General features: G+C 72.3%; 17 protein-coding genes. 5 read left to right on the forward strand and 12 right to left on the reverse strand.

Translation table 11 applies throughout. The features are described 5' to 3' along the window. Nucleotides 1-338: 338 nt before the first annotated feature. The 7 genes from ACIP67_RS15010 to ACIP67_RS15040 form a co-directional block, all read right to left on the reverse strand. Entirely contained in the window at nucleotides 339-938 is a 600-nt protein-coding gene (locus ACIP67_RS15010; RefSeq protein ID WP_401691904.1) for a TetR/AcrR family transcriptional regulator, read from the reverse strand. Between the two features lie 9 nt (nucleotides 939-947). Beyond that, the gene (locus tag ACIP67_RS15015) at nucleotides 948-1,982 is read right to left on the reverse strand and encodes an agmatine/peptidylarginine deiminase (RefSeq protein WP_401691906.1); all 1,035 of its coding nucleotides are present in this window, start codon (nucleotides 1,980-1,982) and stop codon (nucleotides 948-950) included. 9 nt (nucleotides 1,983-1,991) lie between these two features. Beyond that, entirely contained in the window at nucleotides 1,992-3,701 is a 1,710-nt protein-coding gene (locus ACIP67_RS15020) for an urease subunit alpha (protein ID WP_401691908.1), read from the reverse strand. Next, entirely contained in the window at nucleotides 3,698-4,402 is a 705-nt protein-coding gene (ureA, locus tag ACIP67_RS15025) for an urease subunit gamma (protein WP_401691910.1), read from the reverse strand. Before ureA ends, ACIP67_RS15020 begins: the two co-directional genes overlap by 4 nt. A gap of 201 nt (nucleotides 4,403-4,603) precedes the next feature. After that, a complete protein-coding gene (locus ACIP67_RS15030) occupies nucleotides 4,604-5,692 on the reverse strand; it encodes a branched-chain amino acid aminotransferase (protein ID WP_401691913.1) in 1,089 nt (362 codons plus the stop codon). 259 nt (nucleotides 5,693-5,951) lie between these two features. Next, nucleotides 5,952-6,995, reverse strand: coding sequence for a 3-isopropylmalate dehydrogenase (locus ACIP67_RS15035; RefSeq protein ID WP_389520370.1), 1,044 nt, complete (start codon nucleotides 6,993-6,995; stop codon nucleotides 5,952-5,954). A gap of 175 nt (nucleotides 6,996-7,170) precedes the next feature. Then, the gene (locus ACIP67_RS15040) at nucleotides 7,171-7,305 is read right to left on the reverse strand and encodes a hypothetical protein (protein WP_389520372.1); all 135 of its coding nucleotides are present in this window, start codon (nucleotides 7,303-7,305) and stop codon (nucleotides 7,171-7,173) included. A 344-nt stretch (nucleotides 7,306-7,649) separates the two neighbouring features. Here ACIP67_RS15040 and ACIP67_RS15045 point away from each other — a divergent pair, with 344 nt between their 5' ends. Continuing rightward, nucleotides 7,650-7,856 (forward strand): DUF5988 family protein, encoded by a 207-nt coding sequence (locus ACIP67_RS15045; RefSeq protein ID WP_401691916.1) that lies wholly within the window; start codon nucleotides 7,650-7,652, stop codon nucleotides 7,854-7,856. Between the two features lie 93 nt (nucleotides 7,857-7,949). On the opposite strand, the gene pruA is transcribed toward ACIP67_RS15045, so the two are convergent. Together pruA and ACIP67_RS15055 are read right to left on the reverse strand one after the other, a co-directional pair. Then, complete coding sequence (gene pruA, locus ACIP67_RS15050) at nucleotides 7,950-9,581, reverse strand: L-glutamate gamma-semialdehyde dehydrogenase (protein ID WP_401691918.1); 1,632 nt, start codon at nucleotides 9,579-9,581, stop codon at nucleotides 7,950-7,952. 39 nt (nucleotides 9,582-9,620) lie between these two features. Further along, nucleotides 9,621-10,547: a proline dehydrogenase family protein gene (locus ACIP67_RS15055; RefSeq protein ID WP_401691920.1), complete on the reverse strand. Its 927-nt coding sequence runs from the start codon at nucleotides 10,545-10,547 to the stop codon at nucleotides 9,621-9,623. A 174-nt stretch (nucleotides 10,548-10,721) separates the two neighbouring features. On the opposite strand from ACIP67_RS15055, the gene ACIP67_RS15060 reads away from it, so the two are divergent. The 3 genes from ACIP67_RS15060 (at nucleotide 10,722) to ACIP67_RS15070 (ending at nucleotide 16,362) form a co-directional block, all read left to right on the forward strand. Continuing rightward, a complete protein-coding gene (locus tag ACIP67_RS15060) occupies nucleotides 10,722-11,930 on the forward strand; it encodes a PucR family transcriptional regulator (RefSeq protein ID WP_401692141.1) in 1,209 nt (402 codons plus the stop codon). Nucleotides 11,931-12,099: 169 nt separating this feature from the next. Beyond that, nucleotides 12,100-13,284: an FHA domain-containing protein gene (locus ACIP67_RS15065; RefSeq protein WP_401691923.1), complete on the forward strand. Its 1,185-nt coding sequence runs from the start codon at nucleotides 12,100-12,102 to the stop codon at nucleotides 13,282-13,284. 87 nt (nucleotides 13,285-13,371) lie between these two features. Then, complete coding sequence (locus tag ACIP67_RS15070) at nucleotides 13,372-16,362, forward strand: protein kinase (RefSeq protein ID WP_401691925.1); 2,991 nt, start codon at nucleotides 13,372-13,374, stop codon at nucleotides 16,360-16,362. A 58-nt stretch (nucleotides 16,363-16,420) separates the two neighbouring features. Here ACIP67_RS15070 and ACIP67_RS15075 read toward each other — a convergent pair whose 3' ends face one another. Beyond that, on the reverse strand, nucleotides 16,421-17,005 hold the full coding sequence (locus tag ACIP67_RS15075) for a TetR/AcrR family transcriptional regulator (RefSeq protein ID WP_401691927.1): 585 nt from the start codon (nucleotides 17,003-17,005) through the stop codon (nucleotides 16,421-16,423). A 124-nt stretch (nucleotides 17,006-17,129) separates the two neighbouring features. On the opposite strand from ACIP67_RS15075, the gene ACIP67_RS15080 reads away from it, so the two are divergent. Further along, the gene (locus ACIP67_RS15080) at nucleotides 17,130-18,659 is read left to right on the forward strand and encodes an MFS transporter (protein ID WP_401691929.1); all 1,530 of its coding nucleotides are present in this window, start codon (nucleotides 17,130-17,132) and stop codon (nucleotides 18,657-18,659) included. 185 nt (nucleotides 18,660-18,844) lie between these two features. Here ACIP67_RS15080 and serA read toward each other — a convergent pair whose 3' ends face one another. Next, entirely contained in the window at nucleotides 18,845-20,434 is a 1,590-nt protein-coding gene (serA, locus tag ACIP67_RS15085; protein ID WP_385068548.1) for a phosphoglycerate dehydrogenase, read from the reverse strand. Nucleotides 20,435-20,734: 300 nt separating this feature from the next. After that, complete coding sequence (gene ilvC / locus ACIP67_RS15090; RefSeq protein ID WP_385068550.1) at nucleotides 20,735-21,733, reverse strand: ketol-acid reductoisomerase; 999 nt, start codon at nucleotides 21,731-21,733, stop codon at nucleotides 20,735-20,737. Nucleotides 21,734-21,755: the final 22 nt, after the last annotated feature.

A 21,755-nucleotide genomic window follows, 5' to 3' on the forward strand; every position in this document is an offset into this window, starting at 1 on the left:
ATCTTCGGTCTTACCGGAATGACCGGCTCCACCATCCCCCCATGGTCCCTCACGCTCTCGCTCCCGGCTGAAGGTGGGCCAGGAAAACGAAAAACCTCTCGCGGGTGCGAGAGGTCTGCGCGCGGGTCGAGGACGACGGTGGCCGCCCGTACCTGGTCGTACGTGGCGGTCACTGCGGACCGGCGCGCCTGCTGCCAATAATCATGGCGAACGAGAGCACGGGGGCAGTCTGGCACAAGCCGCCCCCGCGGCCACGGGGTGTCTCAGGATGCGGGCGGTGCGGTGTCACGGCACGGCCCGGCACGGCCCGGCACGGCCCGGCACAGCACGGCACCGGCTCAGGCGTCCGCGAGGAGCGTCCGCTCCACGAACTCCCGTACATGGCCGAGGACCTGGTCCCGGTCCGTGCCGCGCAGGCCGATCGCCACATGGATGGAGAAGCCGTCGAGGAGGGCGCGCAGCCGGGCGGCGCAGCGGTCGGGGTCCACGGGGCGGAACTCCCCGCGCGACACCCCCTCGGCGATCAGCGCCACCAGGTCGCGGTGCCAGGCTCCCTCGATGGCGGCCTGCCGGTCCCGGGCGTCGTCGTCGGCGTTCTGCGAGCGGTTCCAGACCTCCAGCCACAGGGTCCAGTGCGGGTCGCGATGGCCGTCGGGGACGTACAGGTCGACGTAGGCGTCGAGGCGTTCACGGGCCGGTCCCCCGCGGGCCAGCAGCCGGCTCCGCTCGGCGCCCAGCCGGCCCTCGCTCCACTCCAGGGTCCGCAGCAGGAGTTCGTCCTTGGAGCGGAAGTAGTAGAGGAGATGGCCGCTGCTCATGCCGACCTCGCGGCCGAGCGCCGCCATGGTGAGCTTCTCCAGCCCGCGTTCGGCGATCATCTCCATGGCGGCGGCGAGGACGTCCTCGCGCGGCGGCGCCTGCCTGCGCCCACCGGCCATCTGCGGCTCCTAGATCTTCGGCTGCTGCTGGGTGATGCAGTGGATGCCACCGCCGCCCGAGAAGATCGTACGGGCGTCCACCAGCGTCACCGTGCGCTCGGGGAACAGCCGCCGGAAGATGCCGGCCGCGATCTCGTCGCGCGGGTCGTCGAAGCCGCACAGCACGACCCCGCCGTTGCAGAGGTAGTGGTTGATGTAGGAGTAGTCGGCCCAGTGGCCGTCGGCCTCCAGGACGGTCGGGGCGGGTACCTCGACGACCTCCAGACGGCGGCCCCGGGCGTCCGTGCCGGACCGCAGCAGGCCGATGACCTCCTTCGTCACCTCGTGGTCGGGGTGGGCCGGGTCCGGCTGGTGGTGGGCGACGACCACGCCGGGGCGGGCGAAGGCGGCGACGATGTCGACGTGGCCGAGGGTGCCGTAGCCGTGGGGAGGGTAGTCGCCGGTGAGGCCGCGCGGCAGCCAGATGGCCTTGCGGGTGCCGAGGTGGGCATGGATCTCGGCCTCGACCCGCTCGCGGGACCAGTCCGGGTTGCGCTCGGGGCCGAGCTGGACCGTCTCCGTCAGCAGGACGGTTCCCTCGCCGTCCACGTGGATCGCGCCGCCCTCGTTGACCAGCTTCGAGGCGTACGTCCGGGCGCCGGCGAGGTCCGCGACGGACGCGGCGATCTTCGCGTCGTGGTCCCAGCGGGCCCAGTGCTGGGCGCCCCAGCCGTTGAACGTCCAGTCGACGGCGGCGAGTTCCCGGCCGTTCGTCAGGAACGTGGGGCCGATGTCGCGCATCCAGGCGTCGTCGAGGTCCCGCTCGACGGTGTCGACGCCGGGTCCCAGCAGGGTCCGCGCCTCGGACGACTGCCCGGGGCCGCACACCACCGTGACCGGCTCGAAGCGTCGGACCGCCCGGGCGACGGACGCCCAGGCGCTCCGCGCGGCGGCGAGTTCCGCGGGGTCGTCGAAGGTGGGGTTGGGGGACGGCCACGCCATCCAGGTGCGCTCGTGCGGGGCCCACTCGGCGGGCATGCGGAAGCCGTCGGCGGCAGCAGACATGACGGGTCCTCAGAGGAAGTAGAGGCGGTTGAGGGAGACGGACTCGGCCGGCCGGGAGCGCAGCGGCTCGCCGTCGAGGGTGACCAGGCCGGTGCGCTGGTCGACGTCGACGGCTCCGGTGCGGGAGTTCAGGCGCAGGTCGGCCGGGCCGATGCCGCGGGTGCCGCGGACGGCGACCCTGCGGCGGCGGGTGGGCATCGAGTCGTGGCCCTGGTCGAGGGCGGCGCGTGCGACGAAGGCGACCGAGAGGTCGGCGGGGGTGGCGCCGTACGCCCCGAACTGCGGCCCGAGGACCAGGGGTTCACAGGTGTCCGTCGCCGCGTTCGGGTCGCCGACCACGCCGTACGCCGGGAAGCCGGCCTTCAGGACGAGCTGCGGCTTGGCGCCGAAGTACTCCGGGCGCCACAGCACGATGTCGGCGAGCTTGCCGGCCTCGATCGAGCCGACCTCGTGCGCGAGGCCGTGGGCGAGGGCGGGGTTGATGGTCAGCTTGGCCATGTACCGCAGGACGCGCTCGTTGTCGTGCTCCTCGGGCGCGCCGAGCTCGGCCTTCATCTTGCCGGCCATCGCGAACGTGCGGCGGACCGTCTCGCCGGCGCGGCCCATGCCCTGCGCGTCGGAGGAGGTGATGCCGATGGCGCCCAGGTCGTGCAGGACGTCCTCGGCGCCCATGGTCGAGGCGCGGATGCGGTCGCGGGCCATGGCGGCGTCGCCGGGCAGGTCGGGCTTGAGGTCGTGGACGGAGACGATCATGCCGTAGTGCTCGGCGACGGCGTCCCGGCCGAAGGGGAGGGTGGGGTTGGTGGAGGAGCCGATGACGTTCGGGACGCCGGCCATCTTCAGGACGTTCGGCACGTGGCCGCCGCCGCAGCCCTCGATGTGGAAGGCGTGGATGGTACGGCCCTCCAGCACGCGCAGGGTGTCCTCGACGGACAGGCACTCGTTCAGCCCGTCGCTGTGCAGGGCGACCTGGACGTCGTGCTCCTCGGCGACACGCAGGGCCGTGTCCAGCGCCCGGGTGTGGGCGCCCATGTCCTCGTGCACCTTGAAGCCGGACGCGCCGCCCTCGGCGAGCGCCTCGACCAGGGGTGCCTCGTAGGAGGACGAACCCCGGCCCAGGAAGCCGATGTTGACCGGCCAGGCGTCGAAGGCGTTGAACGCGTGCCGCAGCGCCCACGGCGAGTTGACCCCGACCCCCCACACCGGTCCGAACTCCTGCCCGATGACCGTGGTCACGCCCGAGGCCAGCGAGGCCTCCATGATCCGCGGCGACAGCAGGTGGACGTGCGTGTCGACGGCACCGGCGGTGGCGATCAGCCCTTCGCCGGAGACGATCGAGGTGCCCGTGCCGACGACGACGTCGACGCCGTCGAGGGTGTCGGGGTTGCCGGCCCGCCCGATCGCGTGGATCCGGCCCTCGCGGATCCCGATGGACACCTTGCGGATGCCCTGCACGGCGTCGATCACGACGACGTTGCTGATCACGACGTCACAGGTGTCGCGCACGGCGGCGGCCTTGAGGTGCAGTCCGTCGCGGGCGGTCTTGCCGAAGCCGGCCAGGAACTCGTCGCCGGGGTGCTGGGAGTCGGACTCGACGCGGATCACCAGCCCCGAGTCACCGAGGCGGACGCGGTCGCCCGCGCGCGGGCCGTGCGTGGCGGCGTACTCGTACGGGGTGAGGCTGCGGTGCTCGGCGGGGTGTCCTCCGGGGCGGCTCATCGTCCGTCCTCCTCGTCCGTCGTTCCCGGTACGCCGAGATAGCCGCAGGCGGCGGCCCGGCGCAGGGCCTCTTCCTTCGCGCCGGGCGCGTCCAGCGGCCCGTCGACCAGTCCGGCGAAGCCGACCGCAATCCGGTCACCGCCGATCGGCACCAGTCCGACCTCGTGCGTCTCCCCCGGCCCGAACCGCACCGAGGAGCCGGCGGGGACCGCGAGCCGCATCCCGTAGGCGCGCTCGCGGACGAAGTCCAGGCGCGGGTTGGCCTCGAAGAAGTGGAAGTGGGAGGTGACCGAGACGGGCACGCCGGCGGTGTTGGTGACGGTGAGCCGTACGACCGCCTCGGGCTCGGTGTGCCCGGGGCCCGGCAGCAGCGCGCCGGGGGCTTGGGGGCCGAGCCCGCCGCCGAGGGGGTCGGAGACCACCGCGAGCCGTGAGCCGTCGTCGAAGACGGCCTCGACGTGCACCTCGGTGACGACGTCGGCGACGCCCGGCAGCACGTCGTCCGGGCCGAGGACCGACCGGGCGCGCTCGATCGCCTCGGCGAGCCGGGCGCCGTCGCGGGCGGCCTCGCAGACGGTGTCCGCGATGAGCGCGGTCGCCTCGGGCACGTTGAGCCGCAGCCCGCGGGCGCGGCGCGCGCGGGCCAGCTCGGCGGCGCCGAAGAGCAGCAGCCGGTCACGTTCCGTGGGGGTCAGTCTCACGACGGGGACCTCCTTGCCTTCCCACACTTTAGAGCACCACTCTAAATGCAAGGGGCAGATGCCTGAAGCCCGCACCGGCCAGCATGGACTTCCTCACATTGGGCATCACTCAAACCGATGGTGGTGGCCGGGAACGCGGCAGGGCCGCCGCGGACGCGTGGCGTCCGGGGCGGCCCTGGGTGACGGTGGGGGCGGCGGGGCTCAGCCCAGCTGCTGCATCCACCCGTGCCGGTCCTCGGCCGTGCCGCGCTGGATGTCCAGCAGGGCCTGGCGCAGCCGCAGCGTGACCTCGCCGGGCTCGCCGTCCGACTGCTTCCACTCGGCGCCGGCGCGCTTCACCGTACCGACGGGGGTGATGACGGCGGCGGTGCCGCAGGCGAAGACCTCGGTGAGGGTGCCGTTCTCGGAGTCGCGCTGCCACTGCTCGACGGAGACGCGGCCCTCCTCGGCCTCGTAGCCGAGGTCGCGGGCGACGGTCAGGAGGGAGTCGCGGGTGACGCCCTCCAGGATGGAACCGGTGAGGGTGGGCGTGACGATCTTGTTGCCGTACACGAAGTACAGGTTCATGCCGCCGAGCTCCTCGACCCACCGGTGCTCGACCGCATCGAGGTAGCAGACCTGGTCGCAGCCCTGGGCGGCGGCCTCGGCCTGGGCGAGCAGGGACGCCGCGTAGTTGCCGCCGGTCTTGGCGTCGCCCATGCCGCCGGGGACGGCGCGGACGCGGTCCTCGGAGACCCAGATGGAGACCGGCTTCACCCCACCGGCGAAGTAGGCGCCGGCCGGCGAGGCGATCACCAGGAAGAGGTACTCGTTCGCGGGCTTCACACCCAGACCGACCTCGGTGGCGATCATGAAGGGGCGCAGGTAGAGGGACTCCTCGCCACCGTGGGCCGGCACCCACGCCTTGTCCTGCTCGACCAGGACGTGGCACGCCTCGATGAACGTCTCCACCGGCAGCTCGGGCATGGCGAGGCGGCGCGCGGAACGCTGGAAGCGCTTGGCGTTCTGGTCCGGGCGGAAGGTGGCGACGGAACCGTCGGGGCGCCGGTAGGCCTTCAGGCCCTCGAAGATCTCCTGGGCGTAGTGCAGGACGTTGGTCGCCGGGTCGAGCGGGATCGGCGCGTACGGAACGAGCTGGCCGTCGTGCCAGCCGCGGCCCTCGGTCCACTTGATCGTCACCATGTGGTCGGTGAAGTAGCGGCCGAAGCCGGGGTTGGCCAGGATGGCCTCGCGCTCGGCGTCGGAGAGCGGGCCGGCGGACGGCTTGAGCTCGATCGTGGGCGTCGTCATGGGTGGTTGTCCTTCACCGGTTGTAGTGACGGGCCGCGCTCACCCCCGCACGGCCGGTGGCCGGTGCTAGGACGTCCGAGCATTCCCTCGTACCGCAGCTCCGCGTTCGATTATCTCGCGGCGGTTGCGCTGGAAGAAAACGGAGTGAATGCGGCCCAGGATCGATGGTGGCACCCGGCGACGGCATACGAGAAACCGCCGGGTGCGGAAGCGACCCGGCGGCTTGAAGTGATCTGCGGGAGATCGAGTGCGCGGCGGGTCAGCCGGCTACTCGTACGGAGAGGGCGTCGCCGATCTCCGAGGTGGAGCGGGCGGGCTTGCCGGTGCGCTCGGCGAGGTCCGCGGAGACCGCGTCCTCGATGCGGGCCGCCTCGGCGTCGTAGCCGAGGTGGCGCAGGAGCAGGGCGACGGACAGGACCGTGGCGGTGGGGTCGGCCTTGCCCTGGCCGGCGATGTCCGGGGCCGAGCCGTGGACCGGCTCGAACATCGACGGGAACGCGCCGGACGGGTTGATGTTCCCGCTCGCCGCGACGCCGATGCCGCCGGAGACGGCCGCGGCGAGGTCGGTGATGATGTCGCCGAAGAGGTTGTCGGTGACGATCACGTCGAAGCGCTCGGGCTGGGTGACCAGGAAGATGGTCGCCGCGTCGACGTGGATGTACTCGGTGGTGACCTCGGGGAACTCCTCGGCCACCTTGTTGAAGATGTTCGTCCACAGGTGGCCGGCGAAGGCCAGCACGTTGTTCTTGTGGACCAGCGTGAGCTTCTTGCGCGGGCGGGCCTGGGCGCGGGCGAAGGCGTCACGGACCACGCGCTCGACACCGAAGGCGGTGTTGACGGAGACCTCGGTGGCGACCTCGTGCTCGGTGCCCTTGCGGATGGTGCCGCCGTTGCCGGTGTACGGGCCCTCGGTGCCCTCACGGACGACGACGAAGTCGATCTGCGGCTCGCCGGCCAGCGGGGTGGCGACACCCGGCAGCAGCTTGGACGGCCGCAGGTTGACGTGATGGTCGAAGGCGAAGCGGAGCTTCAGCAGGAAGCCGCGCTCCAGGACGCCGGAGGGGACGCTCGGGTCGCCGATCGCGCCGAGCAGGATGACGTCGTGCTTCTTCAGGGCGTCGAGGTCGGCGTCGGTGAGGGTCTCACCGGTGGCGTGGTAGCGCTGGGCGCCGAAGTCGTACTCCTTGGTCTCCAGCTTCACATCCTGCGGGAGGACGGCGGAGAGGACTTTGAGACCTTCGGCCACGACTTCCTGGCCGATGCCGTCACCCGGGATCACTGCGAGATTGATGCTGCGAGACATGCCCGGCACCCTACCCCTCGTCCCATGGAATGACATGGACCGTCCGCCATACGGACAGCCGGGGTGTGTCGGCACCGTGCCGGAAGTGCGGTTCCGGAGTGCGGCGCGGAGCCCGAAGTCCCGCTCGGGGCCCGCGCCGCACTCCGTTCGGGTGCGGCTCCCGGTCCGGGGCGGCCTACAGGTGGCCGGTCTCGCCGCCGTTGTCGCGGCGGTCGAGGGCGCGCTGGAGCGCGGCGGCGGCGTTCTTGCGGTCGGACTCGCTCGTACGGGGGGCACGGCGGACTCGGCGGCGGACGGTCGTCTCGGCCATGGGCGATCGACTCCTTCGACACAGCAGGGAGTACGGAAGGGGGTACGAGACGCCGGATGGGCGGGGAGCGTGGCCGCAGGGGTGGCCTGCCGGGGCCGGGCTCACGACCGCCATTCGCTGGATCGAGCGAGACGTTCGGCTCCTACAAAGTTAAGCGAGGAGCACGCGGCTGTCTCCACAATTACTCGGACTTCCTACTATCTGAGACAGTGCCGTGCGTCACACGGTCCCCACCTGCGGTTTCCCGGATCCGGTGCGCCGCTCGCCGCGGGACCGGTCGTCCACCCGACTGATCCTCCGCACGGCGTGCGACATCGCGTTCCGGCCGGGGAACGGTTGTGGTCATGAGCGACGAGCCCCAGGCACTTCTCGAGGGCGGGCCGGCCGATCTGCCCGACCGGATCGTCCCGATCACGACCCCCGGAGAGGACGTGAAGATCGAGCTCCGGAACGGCTACGAACACTTCCGTCCCACCGACCGCCAGGCCGACACGCCCCAGGGCAGGCTGCCGGTGTACGAGTGGTGGGAGCGGACGGAGATGCCCGGCTAGGCCCGGCCGGGGCGGGGTCCGACACCCGTCTCCGGCACGCGCGAGGGGCCGGGCTGTCCGCCCGGCCCCTCGCGTGTCGTGTCCGCCCGCTCGTCAGCCCATGTGCGGGTAGCCGTAGTCGGTCGGCGGGACCAGCGTCTCCTTGATGGCGCGGGTCAGGGTCCAGCGCGTCAGGTTCTGCGGGGCGCCGGCCTTGTCGTTGGTGCCGGAGGCGCGGCCGCCGCCGAAGGGCTGCTGGCCGACGACGGCGCCGGTCGACTTGTCGTTGATGTAGAAGTTGCCGGCCGCGTACCGGAGCCGGTCCATGGTGTGCGCCGCCGCCGCGCGGTCGTTCGCGATGACCGAGCCGGTGAGGGCGTAGTCGGACACCGACTCCATCTGGGTCAGCATCTCGTCGTACCGGTCGTCCTCGTAGACGTGCACGGCGAGGACCGGGCCGAAGTACTCGGTGGTGAAGACCTCGTTCTCCGGGTCGGTGCACTCGATGACGGTCGGGCGGACGAACCAGCCGACCGAGTCGTCGTAGGAGCCGCCCGCGACGACCGTGCAGGACGGGTCCTCCTGGGCGCGGTCGATCGCGGCCTTGTTCTTGGCGAAGGAGCGCTCGTCGATGACGGCGCCGATGAAGTTCGACAGGTCGGTGACGTCACCCATGGCGATGCCGTCGACCTCGGCGGCGAACTCCTCCTTGAAGCCGGAGTTCCAGATCGACGCCGGGACGTACGCCCGGGAGGTCGCCGAGCACTTCTGGCCCTGGTACTCGAAGGCGCCACGGGTCAGGGCGGTCTTCAGGACGGCGCGGTCGGCGCTCGGGTGGGCGACGACGAAGTCCTTGCCGCCGGTCTCGCCGACCAGGCGCGGGTAGGCGCGGTAGTTCTCGATGTTGGCGCCGACCGTCTTCCACAGGTACTGGAAGGTCCTGGTCGAGCCGGTGAAGTGGATGCCGGCGAGGTCGCGGTGGGTCAGTGCGACCTCGGAGACCTCGATGCCGTCGCCGGTGACGAGGTTGATGACGCCCTTGGGCAGCCCCGCCTCCTCCAGAAGCTGCAGGAGCAGCACGGCGGCGTGGGTCTGCGTCGGGGACGGCTTCCACACCACGACGTTGCCCATCAGGGCCGGGGCGGTGGGCAGGTTGCCCGCGATGGCCGTGAAGTTGAACGGCGTGATCGCGTAGACGAAGCCCTCCAGCGGGCGGTGGTCGAGGCGGTTCCACACGCCCGGGGAGTTGGCCGGGGGCTGCTCGGCGAGGATCTGGCGGGCGTAGTGCACGTTGAAGCGCCAGAAGTCGACCAGCTCGCAGGGGGTGTCGATCTCGGCCTGCTGGGCGGTCTTGGACTGGCCGAGCATGGTGGAGGCGGCCAGCGTCTCGCGCCAGGGGCCGGCCAGCAGCTCGGCGGCGCGCAGGATGATCGCCGCGCGGTCGTCGAAGGACAGGGCGCGCCAGGCCGGGGCGGCGGCGAGGGCCGCGTCGACGGCGTCCTGGGCGTCCTGCCGGGTGGCGTTGGCGTAGGTGCCGAGGCGGGCCTTGTGGTTGTGCGGCTGCACGACGTCGAAGCGCTCGCCGCCGCCCATCCGCCGCTCGCCGCCGATGGTGCAGGGCAGGTCGATCGGGTTGTCGGCCAGCTCCTTGAGCTTGGCCTCCAGACGGGTGCGCTCCGCAGAGCCGGGGGCGTAGCCGTGCACCGGCTCGTTGACGGGCGTGGGGACCTGGGTGACAGCGTCCATGGGTTCCGTGACTCCTTGAGTTGAGCGGGTGGTTCGGGCTCAGCCCTTGCTGACCATCGAGCGGACGAAGAAGCGCAGGTTCGCCGGCTTCTCCGCGAGGCGCCGCATGAAGTAGCCGTACCAGTCGGTGCCGTAGGCGGTGTAGACGCGCATGCGGTGGCCCTCGGCGGCGAGCCGCAGGTGCTCCTCGCCGCGGATGCCGTACAGCATCTGGAACTCGTACTCGTCGAGCTTGCGCCCGGCGGAGCGCGCGAGCTCCTGGGCGATGCTGATGAGCCGCGGGTCGTGCGACCCGATCATCGGGTAGCCCGCGCCCTCCATCAGCGTGCGCAGGACCCGGACGTACGCCTTGTCGATCTCGTGCCGGTCCTGGTACGCGACCTCGGCGGGCTCCTTGTACGCGCCCTTGACCAGCCGGACGCGGCTGCCGTTCGCGGCGAGGCGGCGGGCGTCGGCCTCGGTGCGGAAGAGGTAGGCCTGGATGACGCAGCCGGTCTGCGGAAAGTCCTTCCGCAGCTCGTCGTGGATGGCGAACATCGAGTCGAGGGTGGTGTGGTCCTCGGCGTCCAGGGTGACGGTGGTGCCGATGGCGGCGGCGCCCTCGACGACCGGGCGGACGTTGGCCAGCGCGAGCTCGTGGCCGCCGGGGAGCGCCTGGCCGAACATCGACAGCTTGACGGACATCTCGACCCGGGGGCCGAGGTCCAGCTCCCTCAGGCGGTCGATCAGCGCCAGGTAGGCGTCCCGGGCCGCGGTGGCCTGCTCGGAGGTGGTGATGTCCTCGCCGACGACGTCCATCGTCAGCTCCAGGCCCTTGGCGGTGAGCTCCTCGATGATCGGCGCGATGTCGTCGACGGTCTCACCGGGGATGAAGCGGTCGACGACCTGCTTGGTCACCGGGGCCGCCGAGATCAGGCGTCGCATCCGGTCGCTGCGCGACGCGGCGAGAATCACGGGACCCAGCACGGGGCACCTCCACTTACCAACCCATACGAGGCCGGTACCCGACGATTCGGGACCGGCACGGAGAACCACCGTGAAACCTAAGGATCCCTCCGATCGTCAGCCATCGACAGCTGTCACGCATCCGTGCCGCAGATCTCGGACAGATGTATGAAGGACGCCCTCGACCAGCGCCGAATGCGGGAGAATGCCCAGGTGGCATCGGACTACAAGGGCGACTACCAGGAACTCGTCGACGAGATCTCGGAGCTCCTCGGCGCCCCCGCGACCCTGGAGAACCGCGACTTCGAGCTGATCGCGTTCGGCGCCTACGACAGCGAGGACGAGCTGGACGCCTCCGCCCTGGACCCGGTGCGCACCCGCTCGATCCTGACCCGGCGTTCCACGGCGGCGGTCCGGGCCTGGTTCGAGGGCTTCGGCATCACCCGGGCGACCGGCCCGGTCCGTATCCCGCCCACCCCGGAGGCCGGCGTGCACCGGGGCCGCGTCTGCCTCCCCGTACGGCACCGGTCCGTCGTCTACGGCTACGTCTGGCTGCTGGACGGCGATCCGGGCCCCTCGGACGCCCAGCTGTCGGCCGCGATGGAGGTGACCGGCCGGATCGGCGCCCTGCTCGCCGACGAGGCCCAGCACGGCGCCGACCTCACCCGGGAACTGCGGGCGGTGCTGACCGCCGAACGGGACTGGCAGCGGGACATGGCGGTGGCGGAGCTGCGCGCCGCCCTCGGCGTCCGCGCCGAGGGCCCCCACACGGTGGTCTGCGTGGCCCCCTGGCCGTCCGCCGACCCGGACGACGCGCCCTCGCTGCGCACCCTGCCGGGGGCGGAGGCCCTGTGCACGGTGCCGCCGGGCACCGGGCACAGCGCCCCACGGTCGCTGGCGCTGCTGGTGCGGCTGCGGTCGGCGGACGCCCTGGGGCCGGCGCTCTCGGGCGCGGCCCGCCTGCTGGAGCGGGCCGGGACGGCGCACCGTCCTGCCGCCGCCGGCCTCGCCGCGCCCCGTACCGGCATCGCCGAGCTGGGCACGGCCTGGCAGGAGGCGTCCGCGGCGGCGCGGGCCGCACGGGCGGAGCCACGGCTGGGCCCGGTCGCGCAGTGGGCGGAGATCGGCCCGTACCGCCTGCTCACGGCGCTCCCCGCGCACAGCGCCCACGACCCGGCCGTCCGGTCGCTGCTCGATCCGGCGCACCGCGAGCTCGCCCGCACCGCCGAGACGTACCTCGACTGTGCGGGCCAGGCCGGCCGCGCCGCCGCCGAACTGGGCGTGCACCGGCAGACCTTGTACTACCGGCTGTCGCGGGTGGAGCAGCTGACGGGCCTGGACCTGGACGACGGGGAGGACCGGCTGCTGCTGCACATGGCGCTGAAGGGCGTCCGGCTGACCTGAGGTCGGCCACCGGCGGACACCCGGCTGACCTGAGGCCCGCTACCGGCGCATACCCGGCTGACCTGAGGTCGGTCACGGGCTGATATGTCGGACAGGACGGCACGCGGTGGCCCCGGACGCTAGCCTCTCCTCCCGTACCGGGCGGCTGACTGCTTGGGGGACGAGGGGCGTGGGAAGCGACATGGCGGCGTTGTGCCGCCTGGAGCGTCATCTGCTGGGGACGGCGCAGGAGGCCAACTATCTGATCGACCTGTCCAACGTGGTGCGCGACCGGGCGCTCGGCGGCGGGGCCCCGCGCTCGCTGCAACGGCTGCGGCTGGTCCTGCGCGCGCTGTCCGAGTCCACCGGCGACCGGGAGGTCACCGTCCACGCGATCGCCGACAACAGCCTGCTGCATCCGCGGTACGACGGGGAGTTCCCCGATCCCGCGGAGGGCGCGCTGCTGCGCGCGTGGCGGGACCGGGGCCTGATCGCCGCCATCGCCAAGGCGGACCCCGACCTGCTCGACCACGCCAAGGAGTTCGGGACCAGGGTCATCAGCGGTGACTTCTTCACCGGGCACCGGGGGGAGCACCCCTGGATCCAGGGGGACCGCGAGCACTTCCTCAAGCCCGAACGGAGCGGGGGCGGGCCGGTGCGGCTGGTGCTGCGGGACATGCGGGTGTTCGCCGACCGGGAGGTCTCCCGCGAGGGCGAGCGCGACGGGCTCAAGGCCCGCAACCTGCTGGACTTCAAGGGCAAGCCCCGCGCGGACGTGCTGGGCCGGTCCTGGCGCTGCCCGCGCCCGAACTGCAACCCCGGCCCGGCCATCCAGCGGGGCAAGGTGGTCTGCCGGTCCCACCGGACCCTGCTGACGGACCTCGGCCCGCGCCGCCGCCGGATCCAGCTGAAGATCCTCGTCGACGGGACCTGCCACGCCTGGGAGAACCTGACCGAGGGCTCCGCGGGGCAGGACCGGGAGTTCGTGCTCGGCCGCAACCATCTCGCGAGGATCGAGGAGTGCCATCTGTCCGACGAACGGCGGGGCAGGATCAGCAGGCAGCACCTGCTGCTCGTCTCCAGCCGGGGCGTGCTGCGGGTCCTCGACACCAGCCTGGTGGGCAGCCGGGTACGGACCGTCCGGCCGGGCGGGGAGCCGACGGCGTGGCGCCCCCTGCCGCGCCGCGACGCGGCCGCCGGGGGCGTGTCCGGGCAGCTCCCGCGCGCCTTCGGGCCCGACGACGAGATCGAGCTGGTCCCCGGGGTCGTGCTGCGCCGCAGCGGCCAGCGCTGGCCGGAGGAGCGGCCCGAGGGCGTGCGGGCCAGACCGCCGAGGCGCCCCAGGGGCGGTGACGAGTTGACGCGTCCGGGCTGAGCGGGCGCGGGGCTCGGGGCGAGGGGTCCGGCGGGGCGCCCGGATAAAATGACGGCGGGGAACGGGTGGAACCGGTGGGGGGGCCGAGTGGAGCCACTGCGGGAGGACGATCCCGAACGGATCGGCGGGCACCGGTTGTTGGCCCTCCTGGGCCAGGGCGGCTGGGGGAACGTCTACTTCGCCCGTACCGACGGCGGCCGCTCGATCGCGCTGAAGACGATCCGGCCCGATCGTCTCCAGGAGGACTCGGCGCGGTTCCGCAGGCGCTTCGCCCGGGAGGTCGAGGCCGCCAAGGCGGTCGACCCGAAGCACACCGCCGAGGTCGTGGACTTCGACACACGGGCCCCCGAGCCCTGGCTCGCCACCCGCTACGTCGCCGGCGTGAACCTGGCGGAGGCGCTCGAGCACTGCGGCGGCCCCCTGCCGCTGCGGACCTGGCGGGTCCTGGCGGCCGGCCTGACCGACGCGCTGCGCAGCATCCACCGTGCGGGCCTCGTCCACCGCGACCTGAAGCTCGCCAACATCCTCCTGGCCGCCGACGGCGCCTCGGTCATCGACTTCGGCATCGCCCGGCACCTGGCCCCCGAGGACGGTGCCTCGCTGACCGCGACCGGGGCCACCCCGCGGACCACGACCTTCGCCTCGCCCGAACAGCTCCGGGACGAGCGGGTGGGGCCGGCCGGTGACGTCTTCGCCCTGGGTCTGGTGCTGGGCTACACCGCCCTGAACCGCCACCCGTTCGGGACCGGCTCCACGATGCAGATCGGCGCGGGCATCCTGACCGGCCGGCCGTCGCTGGACGGCCTGCCTCCCACGGTCCGGAAGATCGTCCTGCCGTGTCTGGAGCCGAAGCCGCAGGACCGGCCCGAGCCCGCGGAGGTCGCCGTCCTGCTCTCCGCGGACGCGCCGTCGAACGCGAAGGACTGGCTGCCTCCGGGAGTACGGGCGGAGATCGACGAACGGTCCCGTTTCGCCATCGACACGGAGCATCCGCTGCGTCCACGGCCCCACGGGCACGTCCGGCCCTCACCGGCGGACACCCCGTCCGGGGTCCCGTACGACCCCACCCCGGCGGAACAGCGGTCCGCGCCGCACGCCCGTCCGCTGCGGGAACGCGAGCTGTCGACGGCGCCTCCGGCCCGGCCGGGGGCCGACACGACCACCCTGCCCCCGCCGGCGGCGAAGCCCGAGGTGCGGCTTGCGGAGAAGAAGCCGAAAGTCGCGCCCGCCGCGCTCCGGGCCTCCGCCGAGGCGGGGAACGCCGAGGCCATGCGTCAGCTGGCCGCCCGCCACAAGAGCGCCGGTGACGTGGAGTCGGCCCTGCTCTGGTACCGGCGCGCGGCGGACTCCGGCAATCCCACCGGCGCCCGCGAGGCCGGGCAACTGCTGGAGAAGCACTTCCCCGAGCGGCGGGCGCAGATTCTCGCGCTGTACCGGGCGGCGGCAGCGGCCGGGGAGGACTTCGCCAGGACACGGCTGACCGCGTTGCTGGGAACGGAGCAGGGGAAGGCGGAGCAGGAGAAGAAGGTCCCGGCGCCGCAGCGGAACGGAAGGAACGCGGGAGCGAAGCAGACCGAGAAGGCCGCAGCGCCGCAGCAGAACGGCAAGGCCGCAGCGCCGCAGCAGAACGGCAAGGCGGTCGTGCGGACCGGCGCGGCGCCGACGCGCGGTCCCGCCCCCGGTGCCGACGCCCAGGTCGGTCGGGCTCCGCTGTCCCCGGCGGAACAGGCGCTGCTCAGCGAGCACCGGGCCTCCGCCCTGGAGGGGCGGATCAAGTCCATCCTGGCGATCGCGAACTGGTACAAGCAGCAGAAGCGCGACGAGTCCGCGCTCGTCTGGTACTGGCGGGCCGCGGAGGCCGGCCACGAGCACAGCATGCACGTGACCGCGCAACTGCTCGAGAAGGATCCCGACCGCTGGAACGAGTCGCTGGACTGGTACCGCAAAGCGGCCGAGACCGGCAACGTGGCGGCCATGGTCCGGGCCGGACGCCTCCTCCTGCGGGCGGACCGGCCGACGGAAGCGCTGGACCACTTCCGCACCGCCGCCGCCAAGGGGCACGTGAACTCCATGGTCGAGACGGCGCGCATCCTGGAGCAGACAGGGCAGCCGGACCGGGCGCTGGAGTGGTTGGCCCGCGCCACGGCGCAGGGCAGCACGGCGGCGGCCAAGGAGGCGGACCGGCTCCGCGCAGCTCTGCGGCGCACCTCACCTCCCCCTCCCGAGGCAGCCCCGCCACCCAAGGCACCCCCTTCGCCCAAGCCGACCACTGCACCCAAGCCCACCCCCGCGCCCAAGCCCACCCACGCGCCCAAGCCCACCCCTGCACCCAAGGCCACCACTCCACCCAAGCCCACCCCCGCGCCCAAGGCCGCCCCTCCGCCCAAGGCCGAACCGCCCCAGAAGAACACCCCGGCCCGGGTGAAGCCGAAGTCCGACACCGTCTCCAAGGGCGGCCGTCCGAGTGTGTCCTGGCTGCGCAAGGAGGCCGCGGCGCACGAGCGGGAGGGCCGACTGCAGAAGGCCCTGGACGGCTACGTCGAGGCCGCGGATCAGGGAGACGTGGCCTCCCGACGGGACGTCGCCCGGCTCTGCCTGCGGCTGCACGACCACAGCGCCGACGCCGACGTGCGCAGACGCCTCAAGAAGCGGGCGCTGCGGCTGTACCGGAAGCTGGCGGAGGAGGGTGACCAACCGTCGATCCTGGTCCTGGCCGAGCTGGACGGTGAAGCCCGGACCCATGCGGAGACGCAGGTACAGGCAGCCGAGGCGGGAAGCATCAAGGCGATGCGTGCCGTGGCCCGCACGCAGCTGCGGGCGGGAACGGACGACTCCTTCCAGGAAGCCCTGCGCTGGCTGCACGCGGCCGCCGGGCGCGGCAGCACGGGGGCCATGCTGGACGGCGCCCGCGCGTACGAGGACCGCGGCCGCTACCGGGAGGCCCTGGAGTGGTACCGGTGGGCCTTGGACAGCGGTGACCGGGCGGCCGTGCCGCACATCGAGCGGCTGGAGGCCGAACACCCCGGGACCGCCCTGATGCACCGCTGGTCCAGGCGCCTGCGCCGCGCGTGGTCCTGACGCCGGCGCACCGGTCGTACGGCACGTCGCGAACCAAGTGCGGGAGCCGGCGGGCCGGTCATTCCCGGGCGGCGGCCTGGAGCATCCGGCGCAGCCCCTCGGTGAGCCGGTCCGCGTCGGGCGCGGTCTCCGGGTCGAAGGTCCACTGGGCGATGAGGCCCGTCATGAGGGTCACGTAGAACAGGCCGACCGTGTCCGCGGTCTCGTCCGACACGTCCTCCTCCCGCCCGCCCATGAGCAGCGGGACGAGTCCGCGCCCGGCCTCGCGCTGGGCGCGGACGAGGTGGTCGCGGACCTCGGGCAGCTGATCGCCCATGACCACGATCTCCATGCTGAGCCGCCAGATCGAGCCCGGCTCCCGCATGGTGGCGATGATGTTGGACCACACCGCCCGGAACCGCTCCAGCGAGCCCGGCTCCCCCGCGAGCCCGCCCACGTCGCCGCCCGCGAAGGTGTCACCCATCCCCTCCACCAGCGCCACGTAGGCCTGCGCGAGCAGTGCGTCCTTCGAGCCGTAGTGGTAGCCGATCGAGGCGAGGTTGGTCCCCGACTCCTTGACGATGTCGCGCGCCGTCGTCCGCGCGAACCCCTTCTCCAGCAGGCAGCGCCGGGCGCCCTCGAGCAGATCCTCACGGTGTCCCATGCGGCCCACCCTATCCCCCGATCCATACATCCGTCCTAGACGCATGAGTGGGACGGCCGTCCCAGACGAACGATTTATACAAACGTTCTAGACAGTCGTTTAATACAGCCGTACAGTCCTCGCCATGACGAACTCGACGCGTACTTCCGCGGGCGGCGCCCGCGCCGGGCGCCGCGAATGGACCGCTCTCGGCGTCCTGATGCTTCCGCTGCTCCTGGTCTCCATGGACGTCTCGGTCCTCTACTTCGCCGTCCCGGCGATCAGCGCGGACCTGGAGCCGAGCGGCACCCAACAGTTGTGGATCTTCGACATCTACGCGTTCGTCCTCGCCGGCCTGCTGATGACCATGGGCTCGCTGGGCGACCGCATCGGCCGGCGCCGGCTGCTGCTGACCGGCGCGGCCGCCTTCGGCGCCGCCTCGCTCGTCGCGGCGTACGCGGACAGCGCCGAGACCCTCATCGCGGCCCGTGCGGTCCTCGGTGTCGGCGGCGCCACCCTGATGCCGTCGACGATGGCCCTGCTGCGCACGATGTTCACCGACCCCGGTCAGCGCGCGAAGGCGGTCGGCCTGTGGTCGGGCGTGATGACGGGCGGGATCGCGCTCGGCTCGGTGATGAGCGGCGTGCTGGTCGAACACTTCTGGTGGGGCTCGGTCTTCCTGGTCAACCTGCCCGCGATGGCGCTCCTGCTGGTCCTCGGTCCGGTCCTGCTGCCCGAGTCGCGCGATCCCGCCCCCGGCCGCTTCGACTGGGCCGGCATCCCCCTGTCGATGGCCGCCGTGCTGCCCGTGGTCTACGGCCTGAAGGAGATCCCGTCCGAGGGCTGGCACGTCCGCTACGTCGTCTCGATCACCGTGGGCCTGCTCTTCGCCGCGCTCTTCGTCCACCGCCAGCGCACGGCCGCCTCACCGATGATCCCCCCGGCCCTGTTCCGCGGCCGCGGCTTCGCCCCCTCCGTCGTCCTCAACCTGCTCGCGGCGTTCGGCGTGCTGGGTTCCGCCTACTTCACCACCCAGTACCTTCAGTCGGTGCTCGGCAAGAGCGCGCTGGAGGCCGCCCTGTGGGCGCTGCTGCCGTCGGTCCCGATCGGCGCGGCCGCACCGGTCGCGACGGCGCTGGTGCAGCGGGGCGTCCCCCGGGCGCACGTCGTCACCGCCGGATTCGCGGTCTCCGCGGGCGGCTTCGCGCTGCTCGCCCTCGCCGGTACCGACTCGATGGTGCTGGTGCTGGTCGCGTGCGCCGTCCTCGCCGTCGGGGGCGTCACCGTGATGTCCCAGATCATGGATCTCGCGATGAGCACGGCCCCGGTCGAGCGGGCGGGCACCGCGTCCTCCCTGATGGAGACCGCCACCGAGTTCGGCGGCGCCCTCGGTATGGCGGTGCTCGGCTCCGTCGGGACGGCGGTCTACCGCCACGGGATGCCGGCGTCGGCGCCGCACGCGGCCCGCGAGACGCTGGGCGGGGCCCTGGCGATCGCCGACCGGGTGCCGGGCCTGGCGGCCGTGGCCCGGGAGGCGTTCACCGACGGGATGCGGGGCGCGGCGATCACCGGCGCGGTGGTCCTGGCGGGGGCGGCGGTGCTGGCGGCGCTGAGCCTGAGGCGGGCGGAGGCGCGAGAGGCGGACGCCGAGGAAGCGGAGCAGGCCGGCGTGTGACACACCCCGGAGAGACGGACGCCGGACGGGCTGCGCCTCCCGGACAGCCGGACGCCGGACGGGCTGCTGCGGCCCGTCCGGCGTTCGGCGTTCGGCGAGGAGGCCCGTTCCGGGCCGAAAGGGGGCCCGGGGCGGCAGCCCCGGGCTGCGGCGACCGCGACGGGCGGTCACCGGAGACGGAACGGTCAGGCCAGGTTCACCGCGCGGGCCGACGTCGCGCCGATCTCCGCGGCGACCTCGCCGAGCACCGTGGCGGACACGGTGTCGTCCACCGTCAGCACGGCCAGCGCCTCGCCGCCCGCCGCCGCGCGGGCGACCTGCATACCGGCGATGTTGATCCCGGCCTCGCCGAAGATGCGGCCGACGGTGCCGACGACGCCCGGACGGTCCTCGTAGCGCAGCACCACCATGTGGTCGGCGAGCGCGAGGTCCACGTCGTAGTCGCCGACCGCGACGATCTTCTGCAGGTGCTTGGGGCCGGCCAGCGTGCCGGAGACCGACACCTCCTCGCCGCTGCCGAGCGTGCCGCGCACGGTGACGACGTTGCGGTGGTCGGCCGACTCAGAGCTGGTGGTCAGCCGCACCTCGACGCCGCGCTCCTGGGCGAACAGGGGGGCGTTGACGTACGACACCGTCTCGTCGACGACGTCCTCGAAGACGCCCTTGAGGGCGGACAGCTCCAGCACCTTCACGTCGTGCTGGGTGATCTCGCCGTAGACCTCCACGTCGAGGCGGACCGCGACCTCGCCCGCGAGCGCGGTGAAGATGCGGCCGAGGCGCTCGGCGAGCGGCAGGCCGGGCTTGACGTCCTCGGCGATGACACCGCCCTGGACGTTCACCGCGTCCGGCACCAGCTCACCGGCGAGGGCGAGACGGACGGACTTCGCGACCGCGATGCCCGCCTTCTCCTGCGCCTCGTCGGTGGAGGCACCGAGGTGCGGCGTGGCGACGACCTGGTCGAACTCGAACAGCGGGGAGTCCGTACAGGGCTCCTTGGCGTACACGTCGAGGCCGGCGCCGGCGACCCGGCCCTCCTTCAGCGCCGAGTACAGCGCCTCCTCGTCGACGATGCCGCCGCGGGCGGCGTTGACGATACGCACGCCCGGCTTGACCTTGCGCAGCGCCTCGTCACCGATGAGGCCGACCGTCTCGGGGGTCTTGGGCAGGTGGACGGTGATGAAGTCGGAGACCTCCAGCAGCTCGTCCAGCGACAGCACCTTCACGCCCATCTGGGCGGCGCGCGCGGGCTGCACGTAGGGGTCGTAGGCGACGACCTTCATGCCGAAGCCCGACATGCGCTGGGCGACGAGCGCGCCGATGCGGCCGAGCCCGACGACACCGAGGGTCTTCTCGGCCAGCTCCACACCCGTGTACTTGCTGCGCTTCCACTCGCCGTTCTTCAGCGCGGCGTTGGCCTGCGGGATGTGGCGGGCGGTGGCGAGGATCAGACCGCAGGCCAGCTCGGCGGCGGTCACGATGTTGGAGGTGGGGGCGTTGACGACCATCACGCCGGCCTTGGTGGCGGCGGAGACGTCGACGTTGTCCAGGCCGACGCCGGCTCGTGCGACGACCTTCAGTTTGCCCGCGGCGGCGATGGCCTCGGCGTCGACCTTGGTGGCCGAGCGGATCAGGATCGCGTCGACATCGGCGATGGCCGGGAGCAGTTCGGCTCGGTCCGCTCCGTTGCAGTGCCGGATCTCGAAGTCCGGGCCGAGCGCGTCCACGGTCGCGGGCGACAGCTCTTCAGCGATGAGTACGACGGGGTTCGAGCTCACGTGAGTCCTCACAGTTTGAGGGCACCTCCCATGCCCTCAATGGCTATGGGGGCGCGTGCGGACGGCCGTCCCGACGGCCGCAGGCGGAGGAGGGGCTAGCCGCGTGGAAGACGCACGACGCTGTGGGCCTGACGCGTATGTAGTGCAGCAGTCTAGTGCCGTGGCAAAGGGCGTCATGCGCCTCTGCGGAAGGATCACCCGTCCGTGGCTGGACGGGATGGACAACACCGTTTCACACGACGTTACCCGTGGTTCGCCGAAGGGGCCGGAGCAGCACGCTCCGGCCCCTCGGCCTGAGGCTTACGCCTCCTCGTCGACCCAGCTCATCAGCTTGCGCAGCTGCTTGCCGGTGGTCTCCAGCAGGTGCTCGGAGTCCTGCTGCTTGTACTCGTTGTACTTCTTCAGACCGCCGTGGTACTCCGCCATCCACTCACGGGCGAAGGTGCCGTCCTGGATCTCGGCGAGGACCTTCTTCATCTCGGCCTTGGTGGCGTCGGTGATGATCCGCGGGCCGGTGACGTAGTCGCCCCACTCGGCGGTCTCGGAGATCGACCAGCGCATCTTCTCCAGGCCGCCCTCGTACATGAGGTCCACGATCAGCTTCAGCTCGTGGAGGCACTCGAAGTAGGCGATCTCCGGCTGGTAGCCGGCCTCGGTCAGGGTCTCGAAGCCCGCCTTGACCAGCGCGGCCGTACCACCACAGAGGACGGCCTGCTCGCCGAAGAGGTCGGTCTCGGTCTCCTCGGTGAAGGTCGTCTTGATGACGCCGGCGCGGGTGCCGCCGATGCCCTTGGCGTACGACAGGGCCAGCGCGAAGGCGTTGCCGGAGGCGTCCTGCTCGACGGCGGCGATGCAGGGAACGCCGCGGCCCTCCTCGTACTGGCGGCGGACCAGGTGGCCCGGGCCCTTCGGGGCGACCATGCAGACGTCGACGCCGGCCGGGGGCTTGATGAAGTCGAAGCGGATGTTCAGGCCGTGCCCGAAGAACAGCGCGTCGCCGTCCTTGAGGTTGTCCTTGATGGACTCCTCGTAGACCTGCGCCTGGATCGGGTCCGGGACCAGGATCATGATGACGTCGGCCTCGGCGGCGGCCTCCGACGGGGTCACCACGCGCAGGCCCTGCTCCTCGGCCTTGGCCTTGGACTTGGAGCCCTCGTGCAGACCGACCCGCACGTCGACACCCGAGTCACGGAGCGACAGGGCGTGGGCGTGGCCCTGGCTGCCGTAGCCGATGACCGCGACCTTGCGGCCCTGGATGATGGACAGGTCGGCGTCAGCGTCGTAGAACAGCTCGGCCACTTTGGGTTCTCTCCTTGTGTGC

It is taken from the genome of Streptomyces sp. NPDC088812, assembly GCF_044750285.1.
Classification (GTDB): domain Bacteria; phylum Actinomycetota; class Actinomycetes; order Streptomycetales; family Streptomycetaceae; genus Streptomyces.

What these genes read in the sequence shown, in the direction of transcription:
- ACIP67_RS15010 (WP_401691904.1), bottom strand. Translation starts at nt 938, where the DNA reads ATGGCCGGTGGGCGCAGGCAGGCGCCGCCGCGCGAGGACGTCCTCGCC.
- ACIP67_RS15015 (WP_401691906.1), bottom strand. Translation starts at nt 1,982, where the DNA reads ATGTCTGCTGCCGCCGACGGCTTCCGCATGCCCGCCGAGTGGGCCCCG.
- ACIP67_RS15020 (WP_401691908.1), bottom strand. Translation starts at nt 3,701, where the DNA reads ATGAGCCGCCCCGGAGGACACCCCGCCGAGCACCGCAGCCTCACCCCG.
- ACIP67_RS15030 (WP_401691913.1), bottom strand. Translation starts at nt 5,692, where the DNA reads ATGACGACGCCCACGATCGAGCTCAAGCCGTCCGCCGGCCCGCTCTCC.
- ACIP67_RS15035 (WP_389520370.1), bottom strand. Translation starts at nt 6,995, where the DNA reads ATGTCTCGCAGCATCAATCTCGCAGTGATCCCGGGTGACGGCATCGGC.
- ACIP67_RS15040 (WP_389520372.1), bottom strand. Translation starts at nt 7,305, where the DNA reads ATGGCCGAGACGACCGTCCGCCGCCGAGTCCGCCGTGCCCCCCGTACG.
- ACIP67_RS15045 (WP_401691916.1), top strand. Translation starts at nt 7,650, where the DNA reads ATGAGCGACGAGCCCCAGGCACTTCTCGAGGGCGGGCCGGCCGATCTG.
- pruA (WP_401691918.1), bottom strand. Translation starts at nt 9,581, where the DNA reads ATGGACGCTGTCACCCAGGTCCCCACGCCCGTCAACGAGCCGGTGCAC.
- ACIP67_RS15060 (WP_401692141.1), top strand. Translation starts at nt 10,722, where the DNA reads ATGCGGGAGAATGCCCAGGTGGCATCGGACTACAAGGGCGACTACCAG.
- ACIP67_RS15075 (WP_401691927.1), bottom strand. Translation starts at nt 17,005, where the DNA reads ATGGGACACCGTGAGGATCTGCTCGAGGGCGCCCGGCGCTGCCTGCTG.
- ACIP67_RS15080 (WP_401691929.1), top strand. Translation starts at nt 17,130, where the DNA reads ATGACGAACTCGACGCGTACTTCCGCGGGCGGCGCCCGCGCCGGGCGC.